We start from the raw sequence: 21,637 nt of genomic DNA, 5'->3' as shown, positions 1-21,637 counted from the left end.
ACTCAGAAAATCATTGTGAAAAAACTGATTCTTATTCTGGGTGATCAGCTGGATATTCAAAATCCGTTACTCGAAAACCTCAATGTAAAAACAGATCAGGTGGTGATGATTGAGTCTGCTGTTGAGGCTCAGCATGTTTGGTCTCATAAAGCAAAAATTGCCTTGTTTTTATCGGCAATGCGTCACTTTGCCTCTGAGCTAGAAGCTCTTGGTATCCCGCTCAACTACGTGAAGCAATCACCCCAATCAATTGCTGATGCTTTGCGAGAAATCATCGTTCGGGAGCAGGCTACCCACATTGCTTTTTTGGAGCCTGGTGAGTGGAGGTTAAAGCAGGAGATTGCAAATTTATCCTCTGAGTTGAAAATTGAATTAGAGATGCGTGAGGACCCCCATTTTTATTGTTCTCATCAAGAGTTTAAAAATTGGGTAGCGGATAAAAAAGAATTGCGCTTAGAGTTCTTTTACAGACTAATGCGTAAGAAGCACCATATTCTGGTGGATGCGCAAGGAAACCCTGAGGGTGGCCAGTGGAACTTTGATCGTGATAATCGCAAGCCTTTCCCTAAGAAAGGGCCGGGCCTAATTTCTCCCCCTGAATTTTTTGAGCCTGACACGATTACTCGAGATGTCATTACATTTGTAGAAAAAACCTATCCTGATCATCCGGGATCATTGCAGCACTTTCAATGGCCGGTTACGCGAGAGCAGGCTTTGATTGCCTTAGATGGATTTGTTCGACACCGTTTGCCGACTTTTGGAATATATGAAGACGCCATGTGGACAGATACACCATTTGCTTGGCACTCCCTTCTGTCAAGTGCGCTCAATCTCAAATTATTAAATCCTCGCGAGGTCATTGAAGCTGTTCTATTGGCTTGGAAAAAATTTGACTTAGATCTATCCACTGTAGAAGGATTTATCCGGCAAATATTAGGTTGGCGTGAATTTGTGCGGGGAATGTATTGCTTAGATATGCCGCAGATGGCTGCAGATAATTTTTATGACCATCACAATGCCTTACCCAATTGGTATTGGACTGGTGATACCCAGATGAATTGCATGCGCCAAGCAATTGGTCAAACACTGGACTATGGTTACGCCCATCATATTCAACGCCTCATGGTGACAGGCAATTTTGCTTTGTTAGCAGAAATATTGCCCCAAGCGGTATGTGATTGGTATTTGGCGATTTACATAGATGCTATCGAATGGGTCGAGCTGCCCAATACTGCGGGAATGGCATTGTTTGCAAGTGGTGGTCGATTTACCAGTAAGCCCTATATTGCTAGTGGCGCATACATTAAGAGAATGAGTAACTATTGCGCGGGCTGTCAATATGACCCCGCCATCCGATTTGGTGAGAATGCCTGCCCAATCACTAACTTGTATTGGAATTTTTTAATTAAGCACCGCAAACAATTTGAGTCCAGCCCGCGAACACGCTTGATGACCGCCAATCTTGCAAGAATTGAAATGGCTGATCAAGAGGCTATTGTGGCCCATGCTAAAACTATTTTGGCTAAGCTAGAAAGTCTGTAGCGACGAACGGCACAATTTTGGGTTTTGTGTCACACTTTCGGCAGTCCAAGCAAAAGGTGATGAAGCGCCATGAGAATAGAAGATACCGATCCAGCAAGACATGCTGGGATTGAATACCCCATGGAGGTGGGTGCACCTGTTTTTGCGCCAATCAAGGTAACCGAAGAAAAGGATAAGGCGGTCAATGTTGCTCGCCAAAATGCCAAACTAGAATACGACCGCATTATGGAGCAGGCAGAGGTGCTTATGAAACAGGCCCGTGCACTGCAGGCTCGTCTAGATGCTACTGAGATGGTTCATAGCGCTAAATTTGGCTTTAATCCCATTCATGGCAAGATTTACCATCTGTATTTTGATGGTCGTAATGGTGTTAACGTGTTGATTCAGAATGGCCCGCAAGAGTGGAGCTGCGGTATCCCTGCTGATTGGACATACTCCATGGCGGTGAAGAAGTTGGGCGATAGCACTTGGGCTGTTATTGAAGATGAAGAAGTGGCATCAACTTCTCTTGCAGTAAGATAATTTTTTATAAAAACAATATATAGGTGACTTGTGACAACTGCGCGAATGGTGAGTATTTCAGAATTAGGTAATGCGGATGTTATTCAATTGATTGATAAAGAGTTGCCAGCTCCGGCTAAGGGCGAAGTGCAACTTCGTCAAACTGCTATTGGCTTTAACTTTATCGATGTCTATCAACGCTCAGGTTACTACCCCTTGGAGTTGCCAACGGGCTTGGGTCATGAGGCGGTTGGCGTGGTCGAGGCGATTGGTGATGGAGTGACTCGCTATAAAGTGGGCGATCGTGTGATGTATATGAACGCTGGTATTGGTGCCTACGCTAGTGCGCGCAATGTGCCGGAAGATAAATTGGTTCCTGTGCCAGATGATGTTCCTGATGATGTGGCAGCAGCCGTATTTTTTAAAGCCATGACAGCGCAGTATTTGATTCAAAAAACTTACCCAGTAAAAGCGGGTGATGTAGTGTTGGTTCATGCAGCAGCTGGTGGGGTTGGTCAAATTTTGGCGGGTTGGGCAAAATCGCTAGGCGCCTTTGTAGTAGGTACTGTAGGCTCACCAGCGAAATTTGCAACAGCCAAAGAGGCTGGTTGCGATGCCGTGGTGGATTATTCTCAGCCAAATTGGGTAGAAGAAGTGATTAAATCGACTGGTGGACGCAAAGCGAATGTGGTCTACGACTCAGTTGCTAAAACCACTTTCTTGGGATCTCTAGATTGCACTGCGCCATTTGGCACAGTTGCGCTGTTTGGTGCCGCCTCTGGCCCTGCACCGGAGATTCAGCCGGAAATTCTGAATAAAAAAGGCTGCTTATTCTTAACCAGGCCCTCGGTCTTTCCGCACAACGCTACTCCGGAGTTGCTTCGCGAGAATGCCCGCGCAGTATTTGAAGCCATTGCTCAAGGTCGGGTGAAGGTAAAAATTGGTGCGAAATTTTCGCTAGAAGAGGCTGCAAAAGCGCATAAAGCAGCAGAGGGCAGGCAAGTTGCTGGTGCTATCGTGATGATTCCCTAGTGCCTTCCTCATTATTTAATGCGCAGACCCCGCAATTGCGGGGTTTTTTATTAGTGGATAGATATCTCATTACACAATTACCGCAGTAGAATTTGTAACTACTACTATTGTTTCGAGGATTTTTATGAAGCCCATTTTCATTCAAAAGGCACTTGCTTTCACTCTGGCTACGTCGCTCACTATTGCTCCAATGGTCAGCAATGCATGTACTAGCTTTTTGCTGAAAGGTAATGACGGTGGGTTTGTGTATGGACGCACACTCGAATTTGGTTTGCCGCTCAAGTCGCAAATCACCGTTATTCCAAGAAATTTGGCAATGCAGGGTGTGGGAATTGATAGCAAGCCGGGATCGGGCCTGAACTGGACCACTAAATACGCCGTTGCAGGAATGAATGCTTTGGGTATGCCGGTACTGGTCGATGGCATGAATGAAAAAGGTTTGGTCGGTGGCTTATTGAATGCCCCCAATACCGCTGTTTATCAAGTGGTGCCTCCAGCTGAATCAGCTAATAGCATTGCCTCAATTCAGATCTTGATTTATGCCTTAACTAACTATGCCACTGTCGAGGAAGTCAAGGCGGGCTTTAGCAAAATTAAGGTCAATAAATCGATTATTCCCGCATACAACAATCAGTCTGCACCTGTGCGGATGACTTTGCATGATGCCAAGGGAAAAAGTATTGTGATTGAATACCTTAAAGGTGAATTGGTGATTACAGATAATCCAACGAGTGTCATGACAAATGACCCGCCTTTTAGAGATCAATTAAACAACATCGGCAATTATGCAAATCTAACTAGCGTTGAAAAAAATGCTTTGGTGATTAATGGTACGAGTTATGGGCCACCAAGCTCTGGTAGCGGTCTGCATGGTTTGCCTGGAGATTATTTAAGCCCTAGCCGTTTTATCCGAGCAATCTTTTTGACCAAGTCCGTTCCAAGTAATTACTCTACCGTCCAGCAAACGAATACTGCATGGCATATCTTGGGAAGTTTTGATATCCCACCTGGTGCGATTAGTTTGCCCGCAACAAATGCTTATGGTGGCGGTGCTGGCGGTATTGAAGTTACAGAGTGGTCTGTTGTTGCTGATAATAAAAACATGATGTATTACCTCAAGATGTTTGAGTCCACCAATGTTCAGGCATTTGATTTGAAAAGAATGGAAGTCAATGCAAAGCAAATTAAATACTACGATGTGAATAAGCCTCAGACTTATATTTCGATTAATTAATGTAGTGCTTCTAAATACAAATGAGATCTATGAAATACATGAGTAAGCTAGCATTGGCAGGATTTGCAACTATCTGGTTTTGCTTTGCACAGGCGCAAATTCCAGATACTCACTACTCTCACGGGATTTCTTACATCACAGGTGGAGTGGGGGAGGAAGAGTCTCAGTCCATGATTGCTGAAGCGAGGCAATGGCCGCTGTTTCTGGAGCTTTCGCAACTAGAGAATGGTAGGGGGATGTGGATCTTTGGCGCCAAAATTATGATTTTGAATTCTCAAAATAAGATTGTTTTTGACGCTCAGGCCGAGGGTCCTTATATGCTGATTAACTTGCCACAAGGCGAATTTTTGATTGAGGCGCGCTATCAAAATGTCATGCAAAAAAGAGCGATTAGCATCAAATCATCCCCTCAAAAAGTAAATATCTTCTGGAAATGAAGATTCCTTCAACACAAGTTATCTCGCAGCTAGCACCTCAGGGTGAACTCTCTGCTGCAGTCTATTTGGGAAATGTTCTTTTAGTTACTGGCCGCTCTAGTGCTGGAGATCCTACAGGGATTTCGCCAGATGTTTGCGCTGCAATTGCAAATCTGCTCGGTGTTAGGCTGAAGCTGATCCCATGCAAAACTCAGGTTGAAGTAATTGATGCAGTAGCTTCTGGAATTTGCGGCATTGGTTTAGTGGGTGCAGATCCTTCTCGGGCTAAAGGAGTTACTTTTACTGCGGCTTATGTTGAACTTGAAGCCAGTTACTTGGTTCCCGATGGTTCTCCCATTGAAAAAGTGGCTCAGGTTGACCAAGACGGTATTCGGATTGCCTCATTCTGTAATAGTGCGTACGACCTTTGGTTGCAAAGAAATCTCCAACATGCCACTTTGGTTCATGCGGATAGTTTTGCTGCTAGCTGCACACTATTTAAAGAAGGTGGGCCTGATGCTTTGGCAGGTCTGAGAACCAGTTTGACGAAGTTTTCTCTGGAGATGGCTGGATCCCGAGTTCTGGAGGGTCAATTTACCGGAATACAACAGGCAATTGCGGCTAAAAACACGCATATAGAGGCCATTTCCTTTCTCAATGACTGCGTGAGGCAATTTATCCAAAGTGGTTTGGTGACAACTCTCATTGAGCGTTATCAAGTCCAAGGCTTAGCCGCACCAGTCTTAAACGAAGTTGGCACGCCTTAGTCAGCTTATAATGTGGCTAAGCACTTGAATTAAAAGAAATTTATCTCTTTATAACTGTTTTAGGTCGTTTGACAGCCCCTGGTGGCTCTTGGACAATGCTTGAAGTGGTTGATTTAAGCCATTTCTGCCAATGACAACCAGTACATTTTTGATCTCTCAACCGCCTAATTCACAGCTAGAAGCTCGAGCAATTACCTGTTTAAGGGGTGAGCGCGAGCTTTTTTCAAATCTGTCGCTTGAGGTTTGTGGAGGGGAATGTCTTCATATTCGCGGACAAAACGGGGTTGGTAAGACCAGTCTATTGCGTTTATTGACGGGCCTATCTGCTCCAGAGGTTGGCGAGATACTATGGAATGGTCAAGATATCAAAAGTCAGTCTGAGCAGTATCACCGCCAACTTTTATTTTCGGGGCACCGGGATGCCTTAAAAGAAGATCTCACCGCTCTAGAAAACATGCAGATGTATGCCGCCATTGATGGGATTAGGCTGAGCCAAGAAGAGTCGCTCGCTACCTTGTGGCGCTTTGGTCTTCAGGGTCGAGAAGACCTACCAGTGAGTTGTTTGTCCGCAGGACAAAAGAAGCGGGTCTTGATGGCGCGCATGCTCAATAGACATGCGCAATTATGGATTTTGGATGAGCCATTTAATGCGCTAGATACCCATGCAGTGGGTGAATTACAGGATTTGATCCAAGAGCATCTGAGTAATCAAGGACTGGTCATCATGACAAGTCATCAGGCACTTTCTATGCCGCATGTGAAGGTTTTGGACTTATGAATCCCTTCATTGCCATTGTCAAACGTGATTTATTGCTAGTAATGCGCCGTAAGAGCGAAGTATTAACAGCCTTGTTTTTCTTCGTTATTGTTACTAGCTTATTTCCTTTGAGTCTCGGTGCGGATGCTGCTTTATTGCGCAAAATTGCCCCCGGTGTGATTTGGGTGGCAGCATTGCTATCAACCTTGCTTGGTTTGCAGCGGATGTTTGCAAATGACTATGCTGACGGCACCTTGGAACAGCTGGTGTTATCCCCCAACTCATTTACGGTGCTGGTTTTTGGCAAGATTGTGGCTCATTGGTTGGTTTCTGGCTTTCCCTTGGTACTTTTGGCCCCCATCATTGGTTTGCAATTCGATTTAGACGCTCGGTCTCTTCAGGTACTAATGGCTGCATTGTTGATTGGCACCCCAGTTTTATCATTACTAGGCTCCGTTGGGGCTGCTTTGACCCTGGGGGTGAGGGGTGGAAGCGTGCTGATGAGCCTTTTAATTTTGCCCCTCTACATCCCTGTCTTAATTTTTGGCGCTGGAGCTGTTTATGCCAGTGGAAATGACCTTGATATAACGGGACATTTCTCCCTCTTGGGCGCTTTATTCGTTTTGGCGTTAGCATTTGTACCTTGGGTCAGTGCTAGCGCCGTAAAGATTGCAATTGAATGAGTCAAATAAATAACGTATCTACAAATCGTGTAGTGAACTGGTTCAAGTTCTCGAGCCCCAGCACTTTTTATCCGCTTGCCGGAAAACTCATCCCATGGTTTTGGGCGCTAACCGTTATTTTTGGCATTGCAGGCTTGTGGGTAAGTTTTTTTGTAGCGCCAGTTGACGCGGTTCAAGGACAGGGCTACCGAATTATTTTTGTTCATGTTCCCGCCTCATGGATGTCCATGGTTATCTATTTAGTGATGGCCACGTGGGCAGGCTTAGGACTGATTTTCAATACGCGTCTATCTGCCATGATGGCACAAGCACTCGCACCAATCGGTGCCTGGATGGCATTTTTATCTTTATGGACCGGTGCCTTTTGGGGTAAACCGATGTGGGGCACTTGGTGGGTTTGGGATGCTCGCTTAACATCTGAATTGATTTTGCTGTTTCTCTATTTAGGCTTCATCGCCTTGCAAGCCTCAATCGATAATGTGCGTCGTGCTGATAAAGCGGGGGCCATCTTGGCATTGGTCGGAGTTGTGAATATCCCCATTATTTATTTCTCAGTGAAATGGTGGAACACCTTACATCAAGGCGCTTCGGTATCGATCACCAAAGCACCCGCTATGGCGCAAACCATGTTGTGGGGAATGTTGTTAATGGCCTTATGTTTCTGGATGTACTCAATTGCAGTAGGGTTAATGCGTGTGCGTGCCATTATTTTGGAGCGTGAGGCACATACTGATTGGGTTAAGCAATTAAAAGAGGTGAAGCAATGATGTGGAATAGTCCAGCTGAATTCTTCGCAATGGGTGGATATGCCCTGTACGTTTGGTGGAGTTTTGGCATCTGTGCTCTAGTTCTCGTACTTGAACCATTGGCAGTGCGGGCGCGCCACAAGAAGATAGTGAACAGGCTTCATAAAGAAGTCTTGGCAACGGAATTTGATCAAAAGGCTGGCAAGTGAAACCAAGACATAAAAGAGCGGCAATTATTGTTGGTGCGCTTGTAGCGATCGCCATAGCTGCAGTTCTGATACTCAATGCGCTCAATAGCAATATTGCCCTGTATGTGACTCCTAGTGAAGTAGCAGCAGGAAATGCGCCCAAGGGTCAAGCATTTCGTATAGGCGGAATGGTCAAAGACGGTTCGGTCAAGCGGGATGGTTTGACAGTCCACTTTGTTATTACCGATATGGCTAAAGATATCCCAGTGGCCTACACCGGCATTCTTCCAGATTTATTTAAAGAAGGTAAGGGCGCAGTGATTCAAGGACGCCTAGAGTCAAATGGGCAATTTGTGGCCAGTGAAGTATTGGCCAAACATGATGAAAACTATATGCCACCTGAAGCGAAGCATGCTTTGGATGAGGCTCAGAAAAATGGAAATAAACAATGATTCCTGAGTTCGGGCATTACGCATTAATTCTGGCTTTATGTATCGCCATCCTTCAAGGGATCCTGCCTTTAGTTGGCGCCCACCAAGGCAGGCGTGAATGGATCATGTTAGCCAGACCTGCTGCGCAAACGGTATTTGTGCTGCTAGCTATTTCATTTGTCATTTTGGCCTGGAGCTTTTATGTGAATGATTTTTCTGTCTTATATGTGGCAGAACATTCAAACTCTCAGCTCCCTTTAATGTACCGCCTAGGTGCAGTTTGGGGCGGTCATGAGGGCTCTTTATTGCTTTGGGTTTTCCTATTGGCAACCTGGACTTTTTTAGTTGCCCAGCTTTCTAAAGCGCTTGATGAGTTTATGGTTGCACGAGTCATCGGTGTATTGGGTTTGGTGATCACTGGTTTGTTATTGTTCGTACTCACCACTTCCAGTCCATTTGAGCGACTCATTCCTGCGGCGCAAGATGGTCGATCATTAAATCCTTTATTGCAAGATCCTGGTCTGGTATTTCATCCGCCAATGCTCTATATGGGCTATGTTGGTTTCTCTGTTGCATTTGCATTTGCAATTGCCTCCTTGCTTTCAGGTCGCTTAGATGCTGCTTGGGCGCGCTGGTCACGTCCTTGGACAACCGCTGCGTGGATCTTTTTGACTCTCGGTATTGCTTTGGGTTCCTGGTGGGCTTATTACGAATTGGGTTGGGGTGGTTGGTGGTTCTGGGATCCTGTTGAAAATGCATCGTTTATTCCCTGGCTAGTGGGTACTGCTTTATTGCATTCTTTGGCTGTGACTGAGAAGCGTGGCGTCTTTAAGAGTTGGACAGTATTACTGGCAATTAGCGCGTTTTCACTTTCTCTCTTAGGAACTTTCTTGGTGCGCTCTGGTGTCTTAACATCTGTGCATGCTTTTGCTACAGATCCTAAGCGTGGCGTTTTTATTTTGATATTCCTAGTGTTGGTTGTCGGTTCGTCACTCATCCTGTACGCATGGCGCGCACCAAAAAGTGCTCTGGGTGGAAAGTTCAGTTTTACTTCGCGAGAGACCTTTATCTTGCTGGGAAATGTCTTTTTGGTAGCCTCGGCTGCATCCATTTTGCTGGGCACGCTTTATCCCTTGCTGATTGATGCATTGCACTTAGGAAAAATTTCAGTCGGCCCTCCGTATTTCAATAGTGTCTTTGTGCCCATCATGGTTCCTTTACTGGTATTGATGGGCATTGGCCCATGGACCCATTGGAAAAATACAGACTTAATGACAGTCATTAAGCGTTTGTGGGTGGCTGCTTTAGTAGCTGTTGTGGCTGCCATTGCTATCCCTGCGGTAATGGGTGAATTTACTTGGCTCAGTAGCTTAGGTTTCCTATTGGCATTTTGGGTAATTGCCTCTGGCGTGATGCAGATTATTCGTCAGGCAAAAGCAGGCAAGCCAACGCGTTCGTTCATGGGTATGCAAGTTGCCCATTTAGGAATTGCAGTATTTGTCATTGGCGTCACGATGGTGGGAACTTACCAAGAAGAAAAAGATGTTCGCATGCTTGCTGGAGAAACAGTCAACGTTGGTGGGTACCAGATTCAACTCAAGGGCGTAGAGGCAGTTCCCGGCCCTAACTACAAAGCGATGCAGGGTACATTTTTACTACTACGCAATGGCAAGCTTGAAGCAACCATGTATCCAGAAAAACGCAGTTATTTTTCTTCCACCATGCCAATGACTGAAGCAGCTATTGATGCCGGTTTAACGAGAGATATCTATGTGTCTTTGGGCGAGGAGTTGGAAGACAAGGCTTGGGCAGTGCGCGTTTATTACAAACCGTTTGTTGATTGGATCTGGGGCGGTTGCTTGTTAATGACAATTGGCGGCATCTTGGCAATATCAGATAAACGTTATCGCATGAAGTTACGGAAAGTGGTGGCATGAAAGCCAAGTTTTTAATTCCCCTCGTATTATTTATTGTCTTGGTGGTGTTTTTAGCTGTTGGACTTAATCGTGATCCTCATGAGGTGCCTTCGCCTTTGATTGGTAAACCTGCGCCTCACTTTGAGCTACCTCAGCTCGCAGACCCCTCTAAAAACTTCTCCCCAGAAAGCATGAAGGGTAAGACATGGGTTTTGAATGTTTGGGCCTCATGGTGTGTTGCTTGTAGAGAAGAGCACCCAGTACTAGTTGAGTTAGGTAAGTTGAATGTAGCCCCAATTGTTGGACTGGATTACAAGGACAAGCGTGATGATGCTCTTGCCATGTTGGCGCGACAAGGTAATCCCTATGTCTTATCAGTATCAGATGCAAATGGTCGTGTAGGTATTGACTATGGCGTGTATGGCGTTCCAGAAACCTATGTTATTGATAAAGAAGGCATCATTCGGTTTAAGCATATCGGCCCGATCACCATGGATTTATTGAATCAGAAGATGATTCCACTCTTAGGTCAGCTTAAATGAGTTTTCGGCAACTTTTCATCGCTATCGCTTTACTTTGTTCAAGCTACACGGCGAATTTTGCATTGGCTAAAGATGCTGTGCCGCTGGCTGATGATCCCGTGACCGAGCAACGCTTGATTGTTATCTCGGAAGAAATGCGCTGCCTGGTTTGCCAGAATGAATCTCTAGCGGGATCACGTTCAGATTTAGCAAATGATTTGCGAAGAGAAATTCGGAACCTGATTCAAGAAGGTAAGACCGATGAGCAAATTCGTACTTTTATGGTTGAGCGTTACGGCGACTTTGTCTTGTATCGCCCGCCTGTGAAACCGATTACTTGGCTCCTGTGGATTGGACCTTTTGTCATTCTCGTAGCAGGTATTGCGGGTCTATTGATTTATCTACGACGCCGTAATCAAAACGTAGCCAGTACAACTTTGTCAGCAGACGATAATCGTCGGATTGATGCCTTATTAAAAGATGCTCCCTCAAGCGCTTCTGAAAGCAAACATGACTAGTTTTTTAATCTCTGCTCTGCTCTTATTGATTGCAGCCTTATTTTGGTTTTTGCGTCCCTTATTCTTTAAGCCAAAAGAGCTTGCTACCTCACGTCGCCAGATGAATGCGGCTATTTATCGTGAGGAGTTAGATAAGTTAGAGGCTGAGCGCGCATCTGGTGCAATTGATATTGAGAGTTATGAACAGGCCCATGCAGAAATGCGTCAGCGCCTGTTTCAAGATACTGATGAGCCTGATGATTTATCTGTGATGGGCTCGCCTAAAAAAACCATCATTGGTATTTGTATTTTTGTCATCCTGCTATCGATTGGTTTTTATGTTGCCTTAGGCGATGCGCCCCGTATTGCTGAGAAAAATGCAGAAAAACCGATGACAAAAGAGTCGGTTGATCTGATGGTTGCGCAGTTTGCAGAAAAACTCGAGAAAGAGCCAGACAATTTACAGGGATGGGCTATGCTAGCTCGCTCCTATCGGGTGCTAGGTCGCAATGTTGAGGCTCAAAAGGCTTATGAGCGTGCCGGGTCATATGTAGATTCAGATCCGCAGTTGTTGGCAGACTACGCTGATGTGATTGCTACTAATAACAATGGCAATTTTTCTGGCAAGCCAATGCAATTACTAAAAAAAGCGCTCGCTCTTGACCCTGATAACTTATTGGCCTTATGGCTGAAAGGCACTGCTGCCTTTAATGCGCAGGACTATAAAGGGGCAATCATTGCGTGGGAACGTTTAGCTAAGCAATTGCCGGCAGACTCTGATGAGGCGCGTTCTATTAATCTTTCCATTGAAGAGGCTCGCTCAAAAGGTGGTCTTGCACCGGCTAGCAAACCTGCAATCAGTACAAAAGGGGTTAGTGGTCAAGTGGATTTGGCCCCGACCCTGAAGTCGAAGTTGAAATCAGGAGACATCTTAATGGTGATTGCCCGTAAACCAGGAGAGCGCATGCCGGTAGCGGTGTTCAAAACTGCAGTGACCTCTTTCCCAATGTCTTTTGCATTAAATGATTCTTTGGCGATGAGCCCTAATGCCTTGATTTCTCAGTTATCAGAAGTATCTGTTGAGGTTCGTATTTCTAAAACTGGCATGGCGATGCCTGAGTCTGGAGATCTGATCTCTGCACCTACAACAGTGAAGGTGGGTACAAGCAACATTCAATTGCTTGTAGATGCAGTGAGACCGTAGTTAGTAATTAATGCGACCTACTTAACCACGACCTACAAATGGCATCTTACTTGCCATAATGGTCATGGACAGAATATTACTTTCCAAGGGAAGTTGTGCCATATGAAGGACTGCTTGACCTACATGGTCAACATCCATTAAAGGTTCAGCTTTTTTAGACCCATCTGCTTGCATGATTCCGGCAGCCATCGGAATAGTCATTTCGGTTCCGGCATTACCAATATCAATCTGACCGCAGGTAATATTAAATGGGCGACCATCCAAAGAAATGACTTTAGTTAAGCCGGTAATGGCATGCTTAGTGGCAGTGTATGGCGCGGACATTGGGCGCGGCGCATGAGCAGAAATAGAGCCATTATTAATAATTCTGCCGCCTTGGGGAGATTGCGCCTTCATCATGCGAATTGCTTCTTGAGAGCAGAGAAAGGCACCGGAAAGATTGGCGTTCACCACATTCATCCATTGCTCATAACTTAACTCTTCCATTGGAATGGCCGGAGCACCCATGCCAGCATTGTTAAAGAGTACATCAATGCGTCCAAAGCGATTTTTGATAGCGCTAAACAGTTCTTTTACTTGGGCTGGTACACCAACATCACAAGTAAGGGCCAGGCAGTTTTCGTTAGTCCCGCCAATGTCATGCACTGCTCGATCAAGCTTATCTTGATTCCTGCCGGTAAGCACTACAGCAAAGCCCCCTTGAAGCAATGCTTTTGCAGCAGCTTTACCAATTCCAGTGCCAGCTCCAGTAACGAGGGCTACTTTTTTAGTTGTTGAGCTCATAGTCAGGTCTGTCCCAGTAAAATTTATTGTTAATTTATGGATTTGATTCTACTACCCATCTAATGCCTAGGGGCATAATGGCGGATACGGTACTTTCCATCCCATGTCATGCGTAAACTGATCTACAACCCGCTCGCTATTGCAGTTGCCTTTTTGGCCGTAGTAGCCATCTTGTTTGCTACGCTTTGGATTTTGATTCCCCCTCCACCGAGATCAATTGAGTTAGCAACAGGCTTTCCGACAGGTCTATATCAGGTGTTTGGAGAGAAGCTTCAGAGCGAACTTGCAGAAGAGGGCGTTTCCCTAAAGCTGAGAACGACGGGTGGATCTGCTGAGAACTTAGCTCTATTGAGTGATCCACATTCAGGCGTTGACTTTGCCATAGTGCAGGGTGGTGTTGCTGATATCGCTAAACATCCTCACCTTGTCTCACTAGCAGGTCTCTTTTATGAGCCGGTATGGGTTTGGTATCGAGAGTCTGCATTTAAGAGTGATGGCGGTAAGCTGGGTTTATTAAGTCAGTTAAAGGGGAAGCGTGTATCGGTTGGTAATGAAGGTAGTGGAACCTTTGCCTTGAGCTCTGAGCTGCTCAAGGTAACTGGTTTGAAAGCCGGGGATCTCATTACCGAGAAATTAAAACCAATAGAGGCTCTAGAGAAATTCAGGAAAGGGGAGTTGGATGCTGTTTTCTTGGTAAGTGCACCTGAGGCCCCAATTGTGCGAGATTTCTATCAAACTCCTGGTATTCGTTTAATGAACTTTGAGCAAGCTGATGCCTATGGAAACTTATTTCCTTATCTTTCCAAAGTAACTATTCCACGAGGTATCGTGAGTATTGAGCATGATGTCCCAAAGCAAAACATAGATGTACTTGCTGCAACTGCCACGCTTGTAGGTAAGGACAACATTAGTCCCGCCCTAGTTACCTTATTGCTAGGTGATACATACGATATTTTGAAGTCTTACACTTATCTTCAGCGACCTGGAGAGTTTCCATCAGGTGTTGGTCTAGATTTTCCCTTGCAAGTAGATGCAGAAATTTACATGAAAGATGGACCATCTTTCTTGCATCGATATTTACCATTTTGGACAGCTGTTTGGACTGGTCGCTTCATTAAGATTGTTATCCCATTGTTAGTCATCTTCCTGCCTTTGCTGACTTACATTTCGGCGACGAAAAATTTATTGCTACGCTTAAAGTTATCTCAGGTGTATGAAGAGCTCAAAGTCATTGAGAAAAATGCACACAATCCCGCTCTTAAGGAGAAAAACTTTAAGGAACTAGCTGCGATTGAGAGAAGGGTAGGCAATATCAAAGTTTCTTTACTGGATGCTAAAGAGCTCTATGACTTAAAGGGGCACGTAGGTGATGTGCGTAACCGCTTAAATTTGGTAGATAGCTAAGTATTCTTGCCCTAAAATCATTTAATGACACTCCCAAGCTTAACGCCATCCCTCACTCCTGCTATTGAAGTATCGCAATCCTTAAAACAAAAAGGATTTGCTGTGATTTCAGCGGAAGATGTTGCGCAGATATCTGGAGTGCCTCTTGGGCAGCTGATGGATCTCATTCCTTTTTGGGATGACCTTCCCCGTGATCCCTATCTTAAGGATGGGGGAAGGTATCGCTTTCGTCGGCATTCTAGCTACGAAATAGAGCGTGAATCCTTGAATATGGTTCCTCACCGCGCACATTGGCAATCGGTTGATTACAACGCTCTGCATGGTGGAATTGAGCGTTGGTTTGAGCCTTCCCAGCTTGCGCTGACTAACAATGCCGCTTGGCAGGCACTCTTATTAGGCCTTGGACGTCTTTTGAGTGGGCTCAAGCCAGTGAAGACTTGGTTTGTAGAAGCGCACCAATTTCGGATTGATACCACCGATGGTATCGGGCGCCCAACGCCTGAGGGGGCTCATCGCGATGGCGTAGATTTTGTTGCTGTCTTTTTGTTAAACCGTGTTGGTATTAAGGGCGGTGAAACTCGTATTTTTGAGGCGAGTGGTTCTGCTGGTTTGAGATTTACCTTGTCCCAACCTTGGTCTTTGCTCCTCATGAATGATGAAAGCATGATTCATGAATCTACTCCAATACAGCCGATTGGCTCGTATGGGTATCGGGATACTCTGGTCTTGACGTTTAGGTCTAATGGGTTTCAGGATTCGCCCCAGCGCAGTCAACAGTAGGACCTCCTCGCGACCATAGGCGAGTAGAATGGCTCATCGAATTGGCTAAGCTCCTATGCGTTTTAAACCTACTGGCTATACACCCCTCATGCTCATGGCGCAGACTTGCGCACTATTGGGGTTTGCATGTTACGCCGTTGTATTGACCACCTTACAAGATGAGTGGTACCTAAGCAATTTGCAATCGGGCCTGATTGCGAGCGCCTTCTTCTTTGGTTATATGCTGACTGTCCCCTTGGCAACCGCGCTGACTGATCGCGTGGATGCCAAAAAAGTCTATATTGCCGGAGGTTTATCAGCCACTTTGGGGCTTTTAGGTATGAGCCTTTTTGCCTACAACTTTTGGAGCGCTTTAATCTTTATGGCTTTAAATGGGGCGGGCTTAGCGGGAACCTATATGCCGGGATTAAAAATTCTCTCCGATCGCATTAAGACTGGTGAGCTAACAAGGCATATTGCTTTTTACACAGCATTCTTTGGTATAGGTACAGGCTTTTCCTATTTGTGTTCGGGCTGGCTTTTAAGTGCTCTAGGTTGGCGCTATGTATTTGGCTTCATTGCTTTGGGACCATTTACAGCTTTAATGATTGTGCTCGTATTTATCCCAGCCTTAGCACATGAGAAATGGCATGGCCCCCTTCATATTCGATTACGTGATATTTTTCCTGTAGATAAGTGGCGTTTAGTTTTGCAAGATAAAACTGCCTCTGGATTTATTTTTGGCTATACCGTTCACTCTATTGAGTTATTTGCATCACGTAGTTGGATCGTCGCTTTTTTTGGATTTTGTGCTGTTGTCTCAGGAGAACCTTTTTGGTTAATGGCAACGACTTTAGCGGGCTTAATTAATTTCTTTGGGGTGCCGGCATCCATTCTGGGTAATGAAGTTGCTCTGAAGGTTGGCCGTCAAAATTGGATATTTTTTGTGATGATTACTAGCGCGCTCTTTGGAGTCGCTCTGGCTTTATCTACTGGCCAGTCTTGGTGGCTCATTATTGTTTTAGCAATAGGCCATACGATTTTTATCATGGCTGACTCAGCTACTTTGACTGCAGGTTTAGTGATGAGTGCGCAAGAAAATATCAAAGGGGCGGCAATGGGCTTGCACTCTTTAATGGGCTTTGGCGGAGGTCTTTTGGGACCAGCCATTTTTGGTTATGTAATGGATCTCACTGGCTCGCGGGAAACCCAAATGTCTTGGGTATGGGCTTATGCTGCCGTTGTCATATGGGGTGTTCTCTTTGTTCTTTATGAGCGTCGTCGAGGTTGGGCGAATAAATCATCAAGGTAGTTGGGGTTTATGAGTTCAAGCGATAAAACCAATCCTCCAAGCAATAGCTGCTATCACTGTGGCAGCTTTATATTGCCAGGTGATTCCTATGAACTTGTTTTGGGCGGTGAGGTACGCAAATTTTGTTGCGCTGGTTGCATGGCAGTTGCGCAAACTATTCATGGAGAAGGTCTAGAAGTTTTCTATGCGCGCCGTGCACAATCAAGCGATAAGCCCGCTGCCTATCTTGCCTCAAATGAAATCCCTGAAAGCCTAGCGCCTTATGATGACCCCTCTTTATTGGGTCGTTACACACGTCCCAGCGGTGAAGAAGGGCATTTAGAAACTACGCTTCGTCTAGAAAAGATCCGATGTGCTGCTTGCGTCTGGTTGTGTGAACAACACCTTCGCCGGATACCGGGCGTTAAAGATGTGCAAATTAATTACGTGAGTCAAAAAGTCAAAGCTGAATTTGCTCCAGAGCAAACCAGTTTAGCCCGTTTGCTTTTTGAGGTGGAAAGAATTGGTTATGAGGCGTGGCCCTTTGAGCCCTCCCTATCAATTGAGAAATCAAAAAAAGAGCGACGTCAATTACTGACGAGATTGGGCGTAGCGATGCTTGGCATGATGCAAGTGATGATGTATGCATGGCCAAGTTACGTGGGAAATAGTGACATCACTGTTGAGTATGATTTGTTGTTGGGGTGGACTAGCTGGGTCTTGACGGTTCCAGTCATGGTGTATTCCGCAGGGCCTATTTTTCAGGCTGCATGGCGAAGCGTCATGTCGTTTCGTCAAACACATATGTTGGGAATGGATGTTCCCATTGCATTAGCTTTAGCGCTGGCATTTTCAGCCGGAACAATTAATTTATTCATGGGATCTGGTGAAGGTTACTTTGATTCCATCACTATGTTTGTCGCTTTTATCTTGGCTGCACGTTATGTGGAGCTATTAGCTAGGCAGGATGCCCAAGGCGGTGCAGAGGCTTTAGCAAAACAACTGCCAGCAACTTGTGAGCGTGTATTACATTACCCAGCCTCAGAGCAGGTCGAGATTGTGCCGGTAGTGAACTGTAATCCTGGTGAGGTGCTGCGAGTCCCTCCTGGTGATGTCGTCCCGGCTGATGGCGTTTTGATTGAGCATGAAAGTGCCTTAGATGAATCTCTTTTGACGGGTGAGTCTAAGCCAGTAGATAAAAAAGTGGGCGATCGTCTTTATGCGGGGACTCACAATATCCTCAATCCACTACTGATGAGAATTGAAGCGGTTGGTCAAGCCACACGTATCGCAGGTATTGCCTCCTTGTTAGATCAGGCTTTGCAAGCAAAGCCTTTGATGGTTAGTCTTGCCGAGAAATGGGCTGGCTATTTTGTAGGCTTCTTATTGGTGGTTGCTTTTCTTTCTTCTGCAATTTGGTGGTACGTAGATCCAGCTAGAGCTTGGACAGTATTGGTCTCCGTGTTAGTGGCCAGTTGTCCTTGCGCCTTGTCCTTAGCAGTACCAACTGCGATGGCAGCTGCTCAAGGTGCAGTAACTAAACTTGGTCTATTGATTGTGCGCGGCCATGTTTTAGAGGGTCTGGTTAAAGCGACAGATTTAGTCTTGGATAAAACAGGCACTCTGACGATTGGTCAGCCAGAGCTTACTGAAATTCGCATTGTTCGATCCGGGTTTTCTCGAGAAAAGGTATTGGGTTTAGCAGCAGCCATGGAGGCAGGGCAAAAGCATCCTTTAGCACTCTCTTTGCTGCGTGCTGCCCAAGCTGAAAACATTAGCGCGCATGACTTAGTAGAGCCCATTTCAAATCAATTAGGCAAAGGTTTAAGTTCGGGCACTTATCGCTTGGGAAGTGCCAGTTGGCTTGGGATTTTGCAAGGCAGTCACGATGCAAATGCTGGGCAGTATGGTCAAGTGCATTTAGCGGATGACCAAGGTTTAATAGCAAGTTTTGTTTCCCTAGATACTCCTAGAGCTGGTTTAGAGAATTTATTGTCAGCGGCTAAAACTAGGAAGATCACCGTTCATTTGGTTTCTGGGGACGATCCAGCGACAGTTGCCTGGTGGGCTCAAGCAATGGGCATTACAGTTTTTCAGGGTGGGTGCTCGCCAGAAGATAAATATCACTACATTGAGAGTCTGCAGCAAGAAGGGCGCTTTGTCTGGGCAATTGGCGATGGCATTAACGATGCTCCACTATTAGCAAGAGCAGATGTTTCAGTTGCTGTAGGGGCGGGTGCGCCTTTGGCAACGGCGGGGGCGGATGCTATTTTGACTTCCAGCTCCCTGTCTCCTTTAGCTAAAGCCTTGTTATTGGCTGATAAGACCCAATTGATTATTAAGGAAAATCTCATTTGGGCGCTTGTCTACAACCTGCTGGCCATTCCAGCGGCCATGATGGGATGGGTAAATCCTTGGGTGGCCGGAATCGGCATGTCTTTATCTTCCCTGGCTGTCACTTTAAATGCCTGGCGACTAAGAAAGGCCTAGACTAGAGGGATGGAGAGTCTATACCTTTTAATACCCATATCGCTTATTTTGGTCGGGCTACTGGCTTGGATTTTGTATTGGTCAGTGAAAGCAGGTCAATTTGATGATTTGGAGGGTCCTGGGGAGGCGATTTTGATGGATGATGACACCCCAAATACTAAAAATGTTAGTAAGCACTCTGAAAAATAGTTATATAAAACAATAATTTATAAAAATTGACTATTTGAATGTGCATTAAAGATATGCAAATGCACGCATCCTTTTTGATGTAGATCAAAACACCACAGGCGGCTTACTTCGATAATTGCCGCAGTCTATTTGAATTATGTCGCTGTTTGGTCACCAAAAAGGAGAAACCATGGGACTTACCGTGGGGAACAATCAAGATACCTTCAATTACAAGGTAGTCAGTCAGTTTGCCATTGTCACCGTACTTTGGGGAATTGTCGGTATGTTAGTTGGGGTAGTGCTAGCTGCTCAGCTCATCTGGCCTGATATCACCTTAAATATTCCATGGTTAAGTTATGGTCGCTTGCGTCCACTGCACACCAATGCGGTGATTTTTGCCTTTGGTGGCTCGGCGTTGTTTGCGACCTCTTACTACATCGTGCAGCGTACTAGTCAAGCAAGACTCTTTTGTGACAAATTAGCGGCATTTACGTTTTGGGGCTGGCAACTGGTAATTGTTTTAGCTGCAATCACTTTGCCGCTGGGTTACTCCACTTCTAAAGAGTACGCTGAATTAGAGTGGCCAATTGACGTGCTCATTACCCTGGTTTGGGTTGCCTATGCAGTGGTGTTCTTCGGCACCATCATGAAGCGTAAGACGAAACATATTTATGTATCGAACTGGTTCTTCGGTGCGTACATCTTGACTATTGCTATTTTGCATATCTTCAATAACCTGGAGATGCCAGCAACGTTGTGGAAATCCTATTCTGCTTATGCTGGTGTACAAGACGCGATGGTGCAGTGGTGGTATGGTCACAATGCAGTTGGCTTCTTCTTGACCACAAGCTTCTTGGGCATGATGTACTACTTCATCCCTAAGCAGGCTGATCGCCCGATCTATTCCTATCGCTTATCGATTGTTCACTTTTGGGCTTTGAACTTCACTTATATGTGGGCAGGTCCTCATCACTTGCAACACACTTCATTACCTGACTGGACTCAATCTTTAGGTACCGTGTTCTCATTGATTTTGTTGGCACCTTCTTGGGGCGGCATGATCAACGGCATTATGACTTTGTCAGGTGCTTGGTACAAATTGCGTCAAGATCCTATTCTGAAATTCTTGGTAGTGGCACTTTCTTTCTACGGTATGTCTACCTTTGAAGGTTCCATGATGTCTATTAAGACTGTGAATAGCTTGTCACATTACACAGACTGGACTATTGGTCACGTGCACTCAGGCGCTTTAGGTTGGGTTGCAATGATTACGATCGGCTCGCTGTACTACTTGATTCCACGTTTAGTGGGACAGAAAGAAATGTATAACGTGCGCTGGATTGAACTGCACTTCTGGATTGCTACGATTGGTGTTGTTCTCTACATCGCTGCAATGTGGATTGCTGGCGTAATGCAAGGTCTCATGTGGAGAGCATTCGAAGCCGATGGTACTTTGACTTACAGCTTCGTTGAGTCAGTTAAAGCAACCTATCCGTTCTATGTAATTCGTTTATTGGGTGGCCTGTGCTATCTCAGCGGTATGTTCTTGATGGCCTATAACGTCTTCAAAACAGTCCAAGGTAAAACTTTTGTCAATGCGCCGATTCCAATGGCCGTGGCTGAACACTAAGAGGAGAAGAAAATGTCTAGCGAAAATAAATTCTTTTCCCATGGAACGCTTGAGAAGAACGTTGGCTGGTTAATCATTGCTACGATTTTGGTAGTGTCGATTGCTGGTTTGGTGCAGATTGTGCCCTTATTCTTCCAGCACACTACTACTGAACCAAGCCCTGGTATTGAGCCATACACCGCCTTGCGTTTAGCCGGCAGAGATGTATACCAGCGCGAGGGTTGTGTTGGTTGCCACTCTCAGCAGATTCGTACCTTGCGCTCTGAAGTAGAGCGTTATGGCCCTTACTCTTTGGCTGGTGAGTCTGTATATGACCACCCATTCTTGTGGGGCAGCAAACGTACTGGCCCGGATCTAGCCCGTGTTGGTGCTCGTTACTCCGATGATTGGCATCGTATTCATTTGCGCAATCCTCGCGATGTAGTTCCTGAGTCTAATATGCCTGGCTATCCATGGTTAGCAAAAAATGCTGCTGAAACTTCATCGATTCAAGCCCATATGGTTGCAATGCGTCGTTTAGGTATTCCATACACTGATGAAATGATTGCTAATGCTCCTAAAGAGCTAGAAGGTAAAACGGAAGAGGATGCTTTGATTGCTTACCTCCAAGGTTTAGGCATCTCTCGTCGTTACATCACCGTAGACGAAGTAGTAGCAAAGTAAGCACGAATATTAAT

At 45.5% G+C, this 21,637-nt stretch carries 23 protein-coding genes; 22 read left to right on the top strand and 1 reads right to left on the bottom strand.

Features of this window, described 5'->3' with window-relative positions:
* The first annotated feature begins 15 nt into the window (after positions 1-15).
* The 15 genes from FD974_RS07440 to ccmI all read left to right on the top strand — a co-directional run bounded on the left by FD974_RS07440 (position 16) and on the right by ccmI (position 12,435).
* Positions 16-1,542 (top strand): cryptochrome/photolyase family protein, encoded by a 1,527-nt coding sequence (locus FD974_RS07440; RefSeq protein WP_251374566.1) that lies wholly within the window; start codon positions 16-18, stop codon positions 1,540-1,542.
* A 69-nt stretch (positions 1,543-1,611) separates the two neighbouring features.
* Entirely contained in the window at positions 1,612-2,064 is a 453-nt protein-coding gene (locus tag FD974_RS07435) for a DUF2452 domain-containing protein (RefSeq protein WP_215363989.1), read from the top strand.
* 30 nt (positions 2,065-2,094) lie between these two features.
* Positions 2,095-3,075, top strand: a complete 981-nt coding sequence (locus FD974_RS07430) for a quinone oxidoreductase (RefSeq protein WP_251374565.1) — start codon at positions 2,095-2,097, stop codon at positions 3,073-3,075.
* 124 nt (positions 3,076-3,199) lie between these two features.
* The gene (locus FD974_RS07425; RefSeq protein ID WP_215363986.1) at positions 3,200-4,309 is read left to right on the top strand and encodes a linear amide C-N hydrolase; all 1,110 of its coding nucleotides are present in this window, start codon (positions 3,200-3,202) and stop codon (positions 4,307-4,309) included.
* Positions 4,310-4,347: 38 nt separating this feature from the next.
* The gene (locus FD974_RS07420; protein WP_251374563.1) at positions 4,348-4,746 is read left to right on the top strand and encodes a carboxypeptidase regulatory-like domain-containing protein; all 399 of its coding nucleotides are present in this window, start codon (positions 4,348-4,350) and stop codon (positions 4,744-4,746) included.
* Positions 4,743-5,492, top strand: coding sequence for a transporter substrate-binding domain-containing protein (locus FD974_RS07415; protein ID WP_215363983.1), 750 nt, complete (start codon positions 4,743-4,745; stop codon positions 5,490-5,492). Before FD974_RS07420 ends, FD974_RS07415 begins: the two co-directional genes overlap by 4 nt.
* Positions 5,493-5,622: 130 nt before the next feature.
* Positions 5,623-6,270, top strand: coding sequence for a cytochrome c biogenesis heme-transporting ATPase CcmA (ccmA, locus tag FD974_RS07410; RefSeq protein WP_215363979.1), 648 nt, complete (start codon positions 5,623-5,625; stop codon positions 6,268-6,270).
* A complete protein-coding gene (gene ccmB, locus FD974_RS07405; RefSeq protein WP_215363977.1) occupies positions 6,267-6,932 on the top strand; it encodes a heme exporter protein CcmB in 666 nt (221 codons plus the stop codon). Before ccmA ends, ccmB begins: the two co-directional genes overlap by 4 nt.
* A complete protein-coding gene (gene ccmC / locus FD974_RS07400) occupies positions 6,929-7,699 on the top strand; it encodes a heme ABC transporter permease CcmC (RefSeq protein WP_215363975.1) in 771 nt (256 codons plus the stop codon). Before ccmB ends, ccmC begins: the two co-directional genes overlap by 4 nt.
* Positions 7,696-7,887, top strand: coding sequence for a heme exporter protein CcmD (ccmD, locus tag FD974_RS07395; protein WP_251374562.1), 192 nt, complete (start codon positions 7,696-7,698; stop codon positions 7,885-7,887). Before ccmC ends, ccmD begins: the two co-directional genes overlap by 4 nt.
* Positions 7,884-8,318, top strand: coding sequence for a cytochrome c maturation protein CcmE (gene ccmE, locus FD974_RS07390; RefSeq protein WP_215363972.1), 435 nt, complete (start codon positions 7,884-7,886; stop codon positions 8,316-8,318). Before ccmD ends, ccmE begins: the two co-directional genes overlap by 4 nt.
* On the top strand, positions 8,315-10,234 hold the full coding sequence (locus FD974_RS07385; RefSeq protein WP_215363970.1) for a heme lyase CcmF/NrfE family subunit: 1,920 nt from the start codon (positions 8,315-8,317) through the stop codon (positions 10,232-10,234). The genes ccmE and FD974_RS07385 overlap by 4 nt, the downstream gene beginning before the upstream one ends.
* Positions 10,231-10,755 (top strand): DsbE family thiol:disulfide interchange protein, encoded by a 525-nt coding sequence (locus tag FD974_RS07380; protein WP_215363968.1) that lies wholly within the window; start codon positions 10,231-10,233, stop codon positions 10,753-10,755. Before FD974_RS07385 ends, FD974_RS07380 begins: the two co-directional genes overlap by 4 nt.
* Positions 10,752-11,252 (top strand): cytochrome c-type biogenesis protein, encoded by a 501-nt coding sequence (locus tag FD974_RS07375; RefSeq protein ID WP_215363966.1) that lies wholly within the window; start codon positions 10,752-10,754, stop codon positions 11,250-11,252. The genes FD974_RS07380 and FD974_RS07375 overlap by 4 nt, the downstream gene beginning before the upstream one ends.
* Positions 11,245-12,435, top strand: coding sequence for a c-type cytochrome biogenesis protein CcmI (ccmI, locus tag FD974_RS07370; protein WP_215363963.1), 1,191 nt, complete (start codon positions 11,245-11,247; stop codon positions 12,433-12,435). The genes FD974_RS07375 and ccmI overlap by 8 nt, the downstream gene beginning before the upstream one ends.
* Before the next feature lie 21 nt (positions 12,436-12,456).
* On the opposite strand, the gene FD974_RS07365 is transcribed toward ccmI, so the two are convergent.
* Positions 12,457-13,218 (bottom strand): SDR family oxidoreductase, encoded by a 762-nt coding sequence (locus FD974_RS07365; RefSeq protein WP_215363960.1) that lies wholly within the window; start codon positions 13,216-13,218, stop codon positions 12,457-12,459.
* A gap of 108 nt (positions 13,219-13,326) precedes the next feature.
* On the opposite strand from FD974_RS07365, the gene FD974_RS07360 reads away from it, so the two are divergent.
* The 7 genes from FD974_RS07360 to ccoO all read left to right on the top strand — a co-directional run bounded on the left by FD974_RS07360 (position 13,327) and on the right by ccoO (position 21,623).
* Positions 13,327-14,622 (top strand): TAXI family TRAP transporter solute-binding subunit, encoded by a 1,296-nt coding sequence (locus FD974_RS07360; RefSeq protein ID WP_215363958.1) that lies wholly within the window; start codon positions 13,327-13,329, stop codon positions 14,620-14,622.
* A 24-nt stretch (positions 14,623-14,646) separates the two neighbouring features.
* Positions 14,647-15,402 carry a 2OG-Fe dioxygenase family protein gene (locus tag FD974_RS07355; protein WP_215363956.1) on the top strand — a complete coding sequence of 252 codons (756 nt, stop codon included), beginning with the start codon at positions 14,647-14,649 and terminating at the stop codon, positions 15,400-15,402.
* Between the two features lie 55 nt (positions 15,403-15,457).
* A complete protein-coding gene (locus FD974_RS07350) occupies positions 15,458-16,693 on the top strand; it encodes an MFS transporter (protein ID WP_215363954.1) in 1,236 nt (411 codons plus the stop codon).
* A gap of 9 nt (positions 16,694-16,702) precedes the next feature.
* Positions 16,703-19,162 carry a heavy metal translocating P-type ATPase gene (locus tag FD974_RS07345; protein ID WP_215363952.1) on the top strand — a complete coding sequence of 820 codons (2,460 nt, stop codon included), beginning with the start codon at positions 16,703-16,705 and terminating at the stop codon, positions 19,160-19,162.
* Positions 19,163-19,171: 9 nt separating this feature from the next.
* Positions 19,172-19,351 carry a cbb3-type cytochrome oxidase assembly protein CcoS gene (gene ccoS / locus FD974_RS07340; RefSeq protein WP_215363950.1) on the top strand — a complete coding sequence of 60 codons (180 nt, stop codon included), beginning with the start codon at positions 19,172-19,174 and terminating at the stop codon, positions 19,349-19,351.
* Between the two features lie 169 nt (positions 19,352-19,520).
* Positions 19,521-20,960: a cytochrome-c oxidase, cbb3-type subunit I gene (gene ccoN, locus FD974_RS07335; RefSeq protein WP_215363947.1), complete on the top strand. Its 1,440-nt coding sequence runs from the start codon at positions 19,521-19,523 to the stop codon at positions 20,958-20,960.
* Positions 20,961-20,972: 12 nt separating this feature from the next.
* A complete protein-coding gene (ccoO, locus tag FD974_RS07330) occupies positions 20,973-21,623 on the top strand; it encodes a cytochrome-c oxidase, cbb3-type subunit II (RefSeq protein ID WP_215363944.1) in 651 nt (216 codons plus the stop codon).
* The last annotated feature ends 14 nt before the right edge of the window (positions 21,624-21,637 follow it).

Origin of the sequence: Polynucleobacter sp. es-EL-1 (genome assembly GCF_018687975.1) — a bacterium.
Lineage (GTDB): Bacteria > Pseudomonadota > Gammaproteobacteria > Burkholderiales > Burkholderiaceae > Polynucleobacter.
Note: the sequence above shows the minus strand (reverse complement) of the source record. Positions and strands in the feature narration are given on the sequence as shown.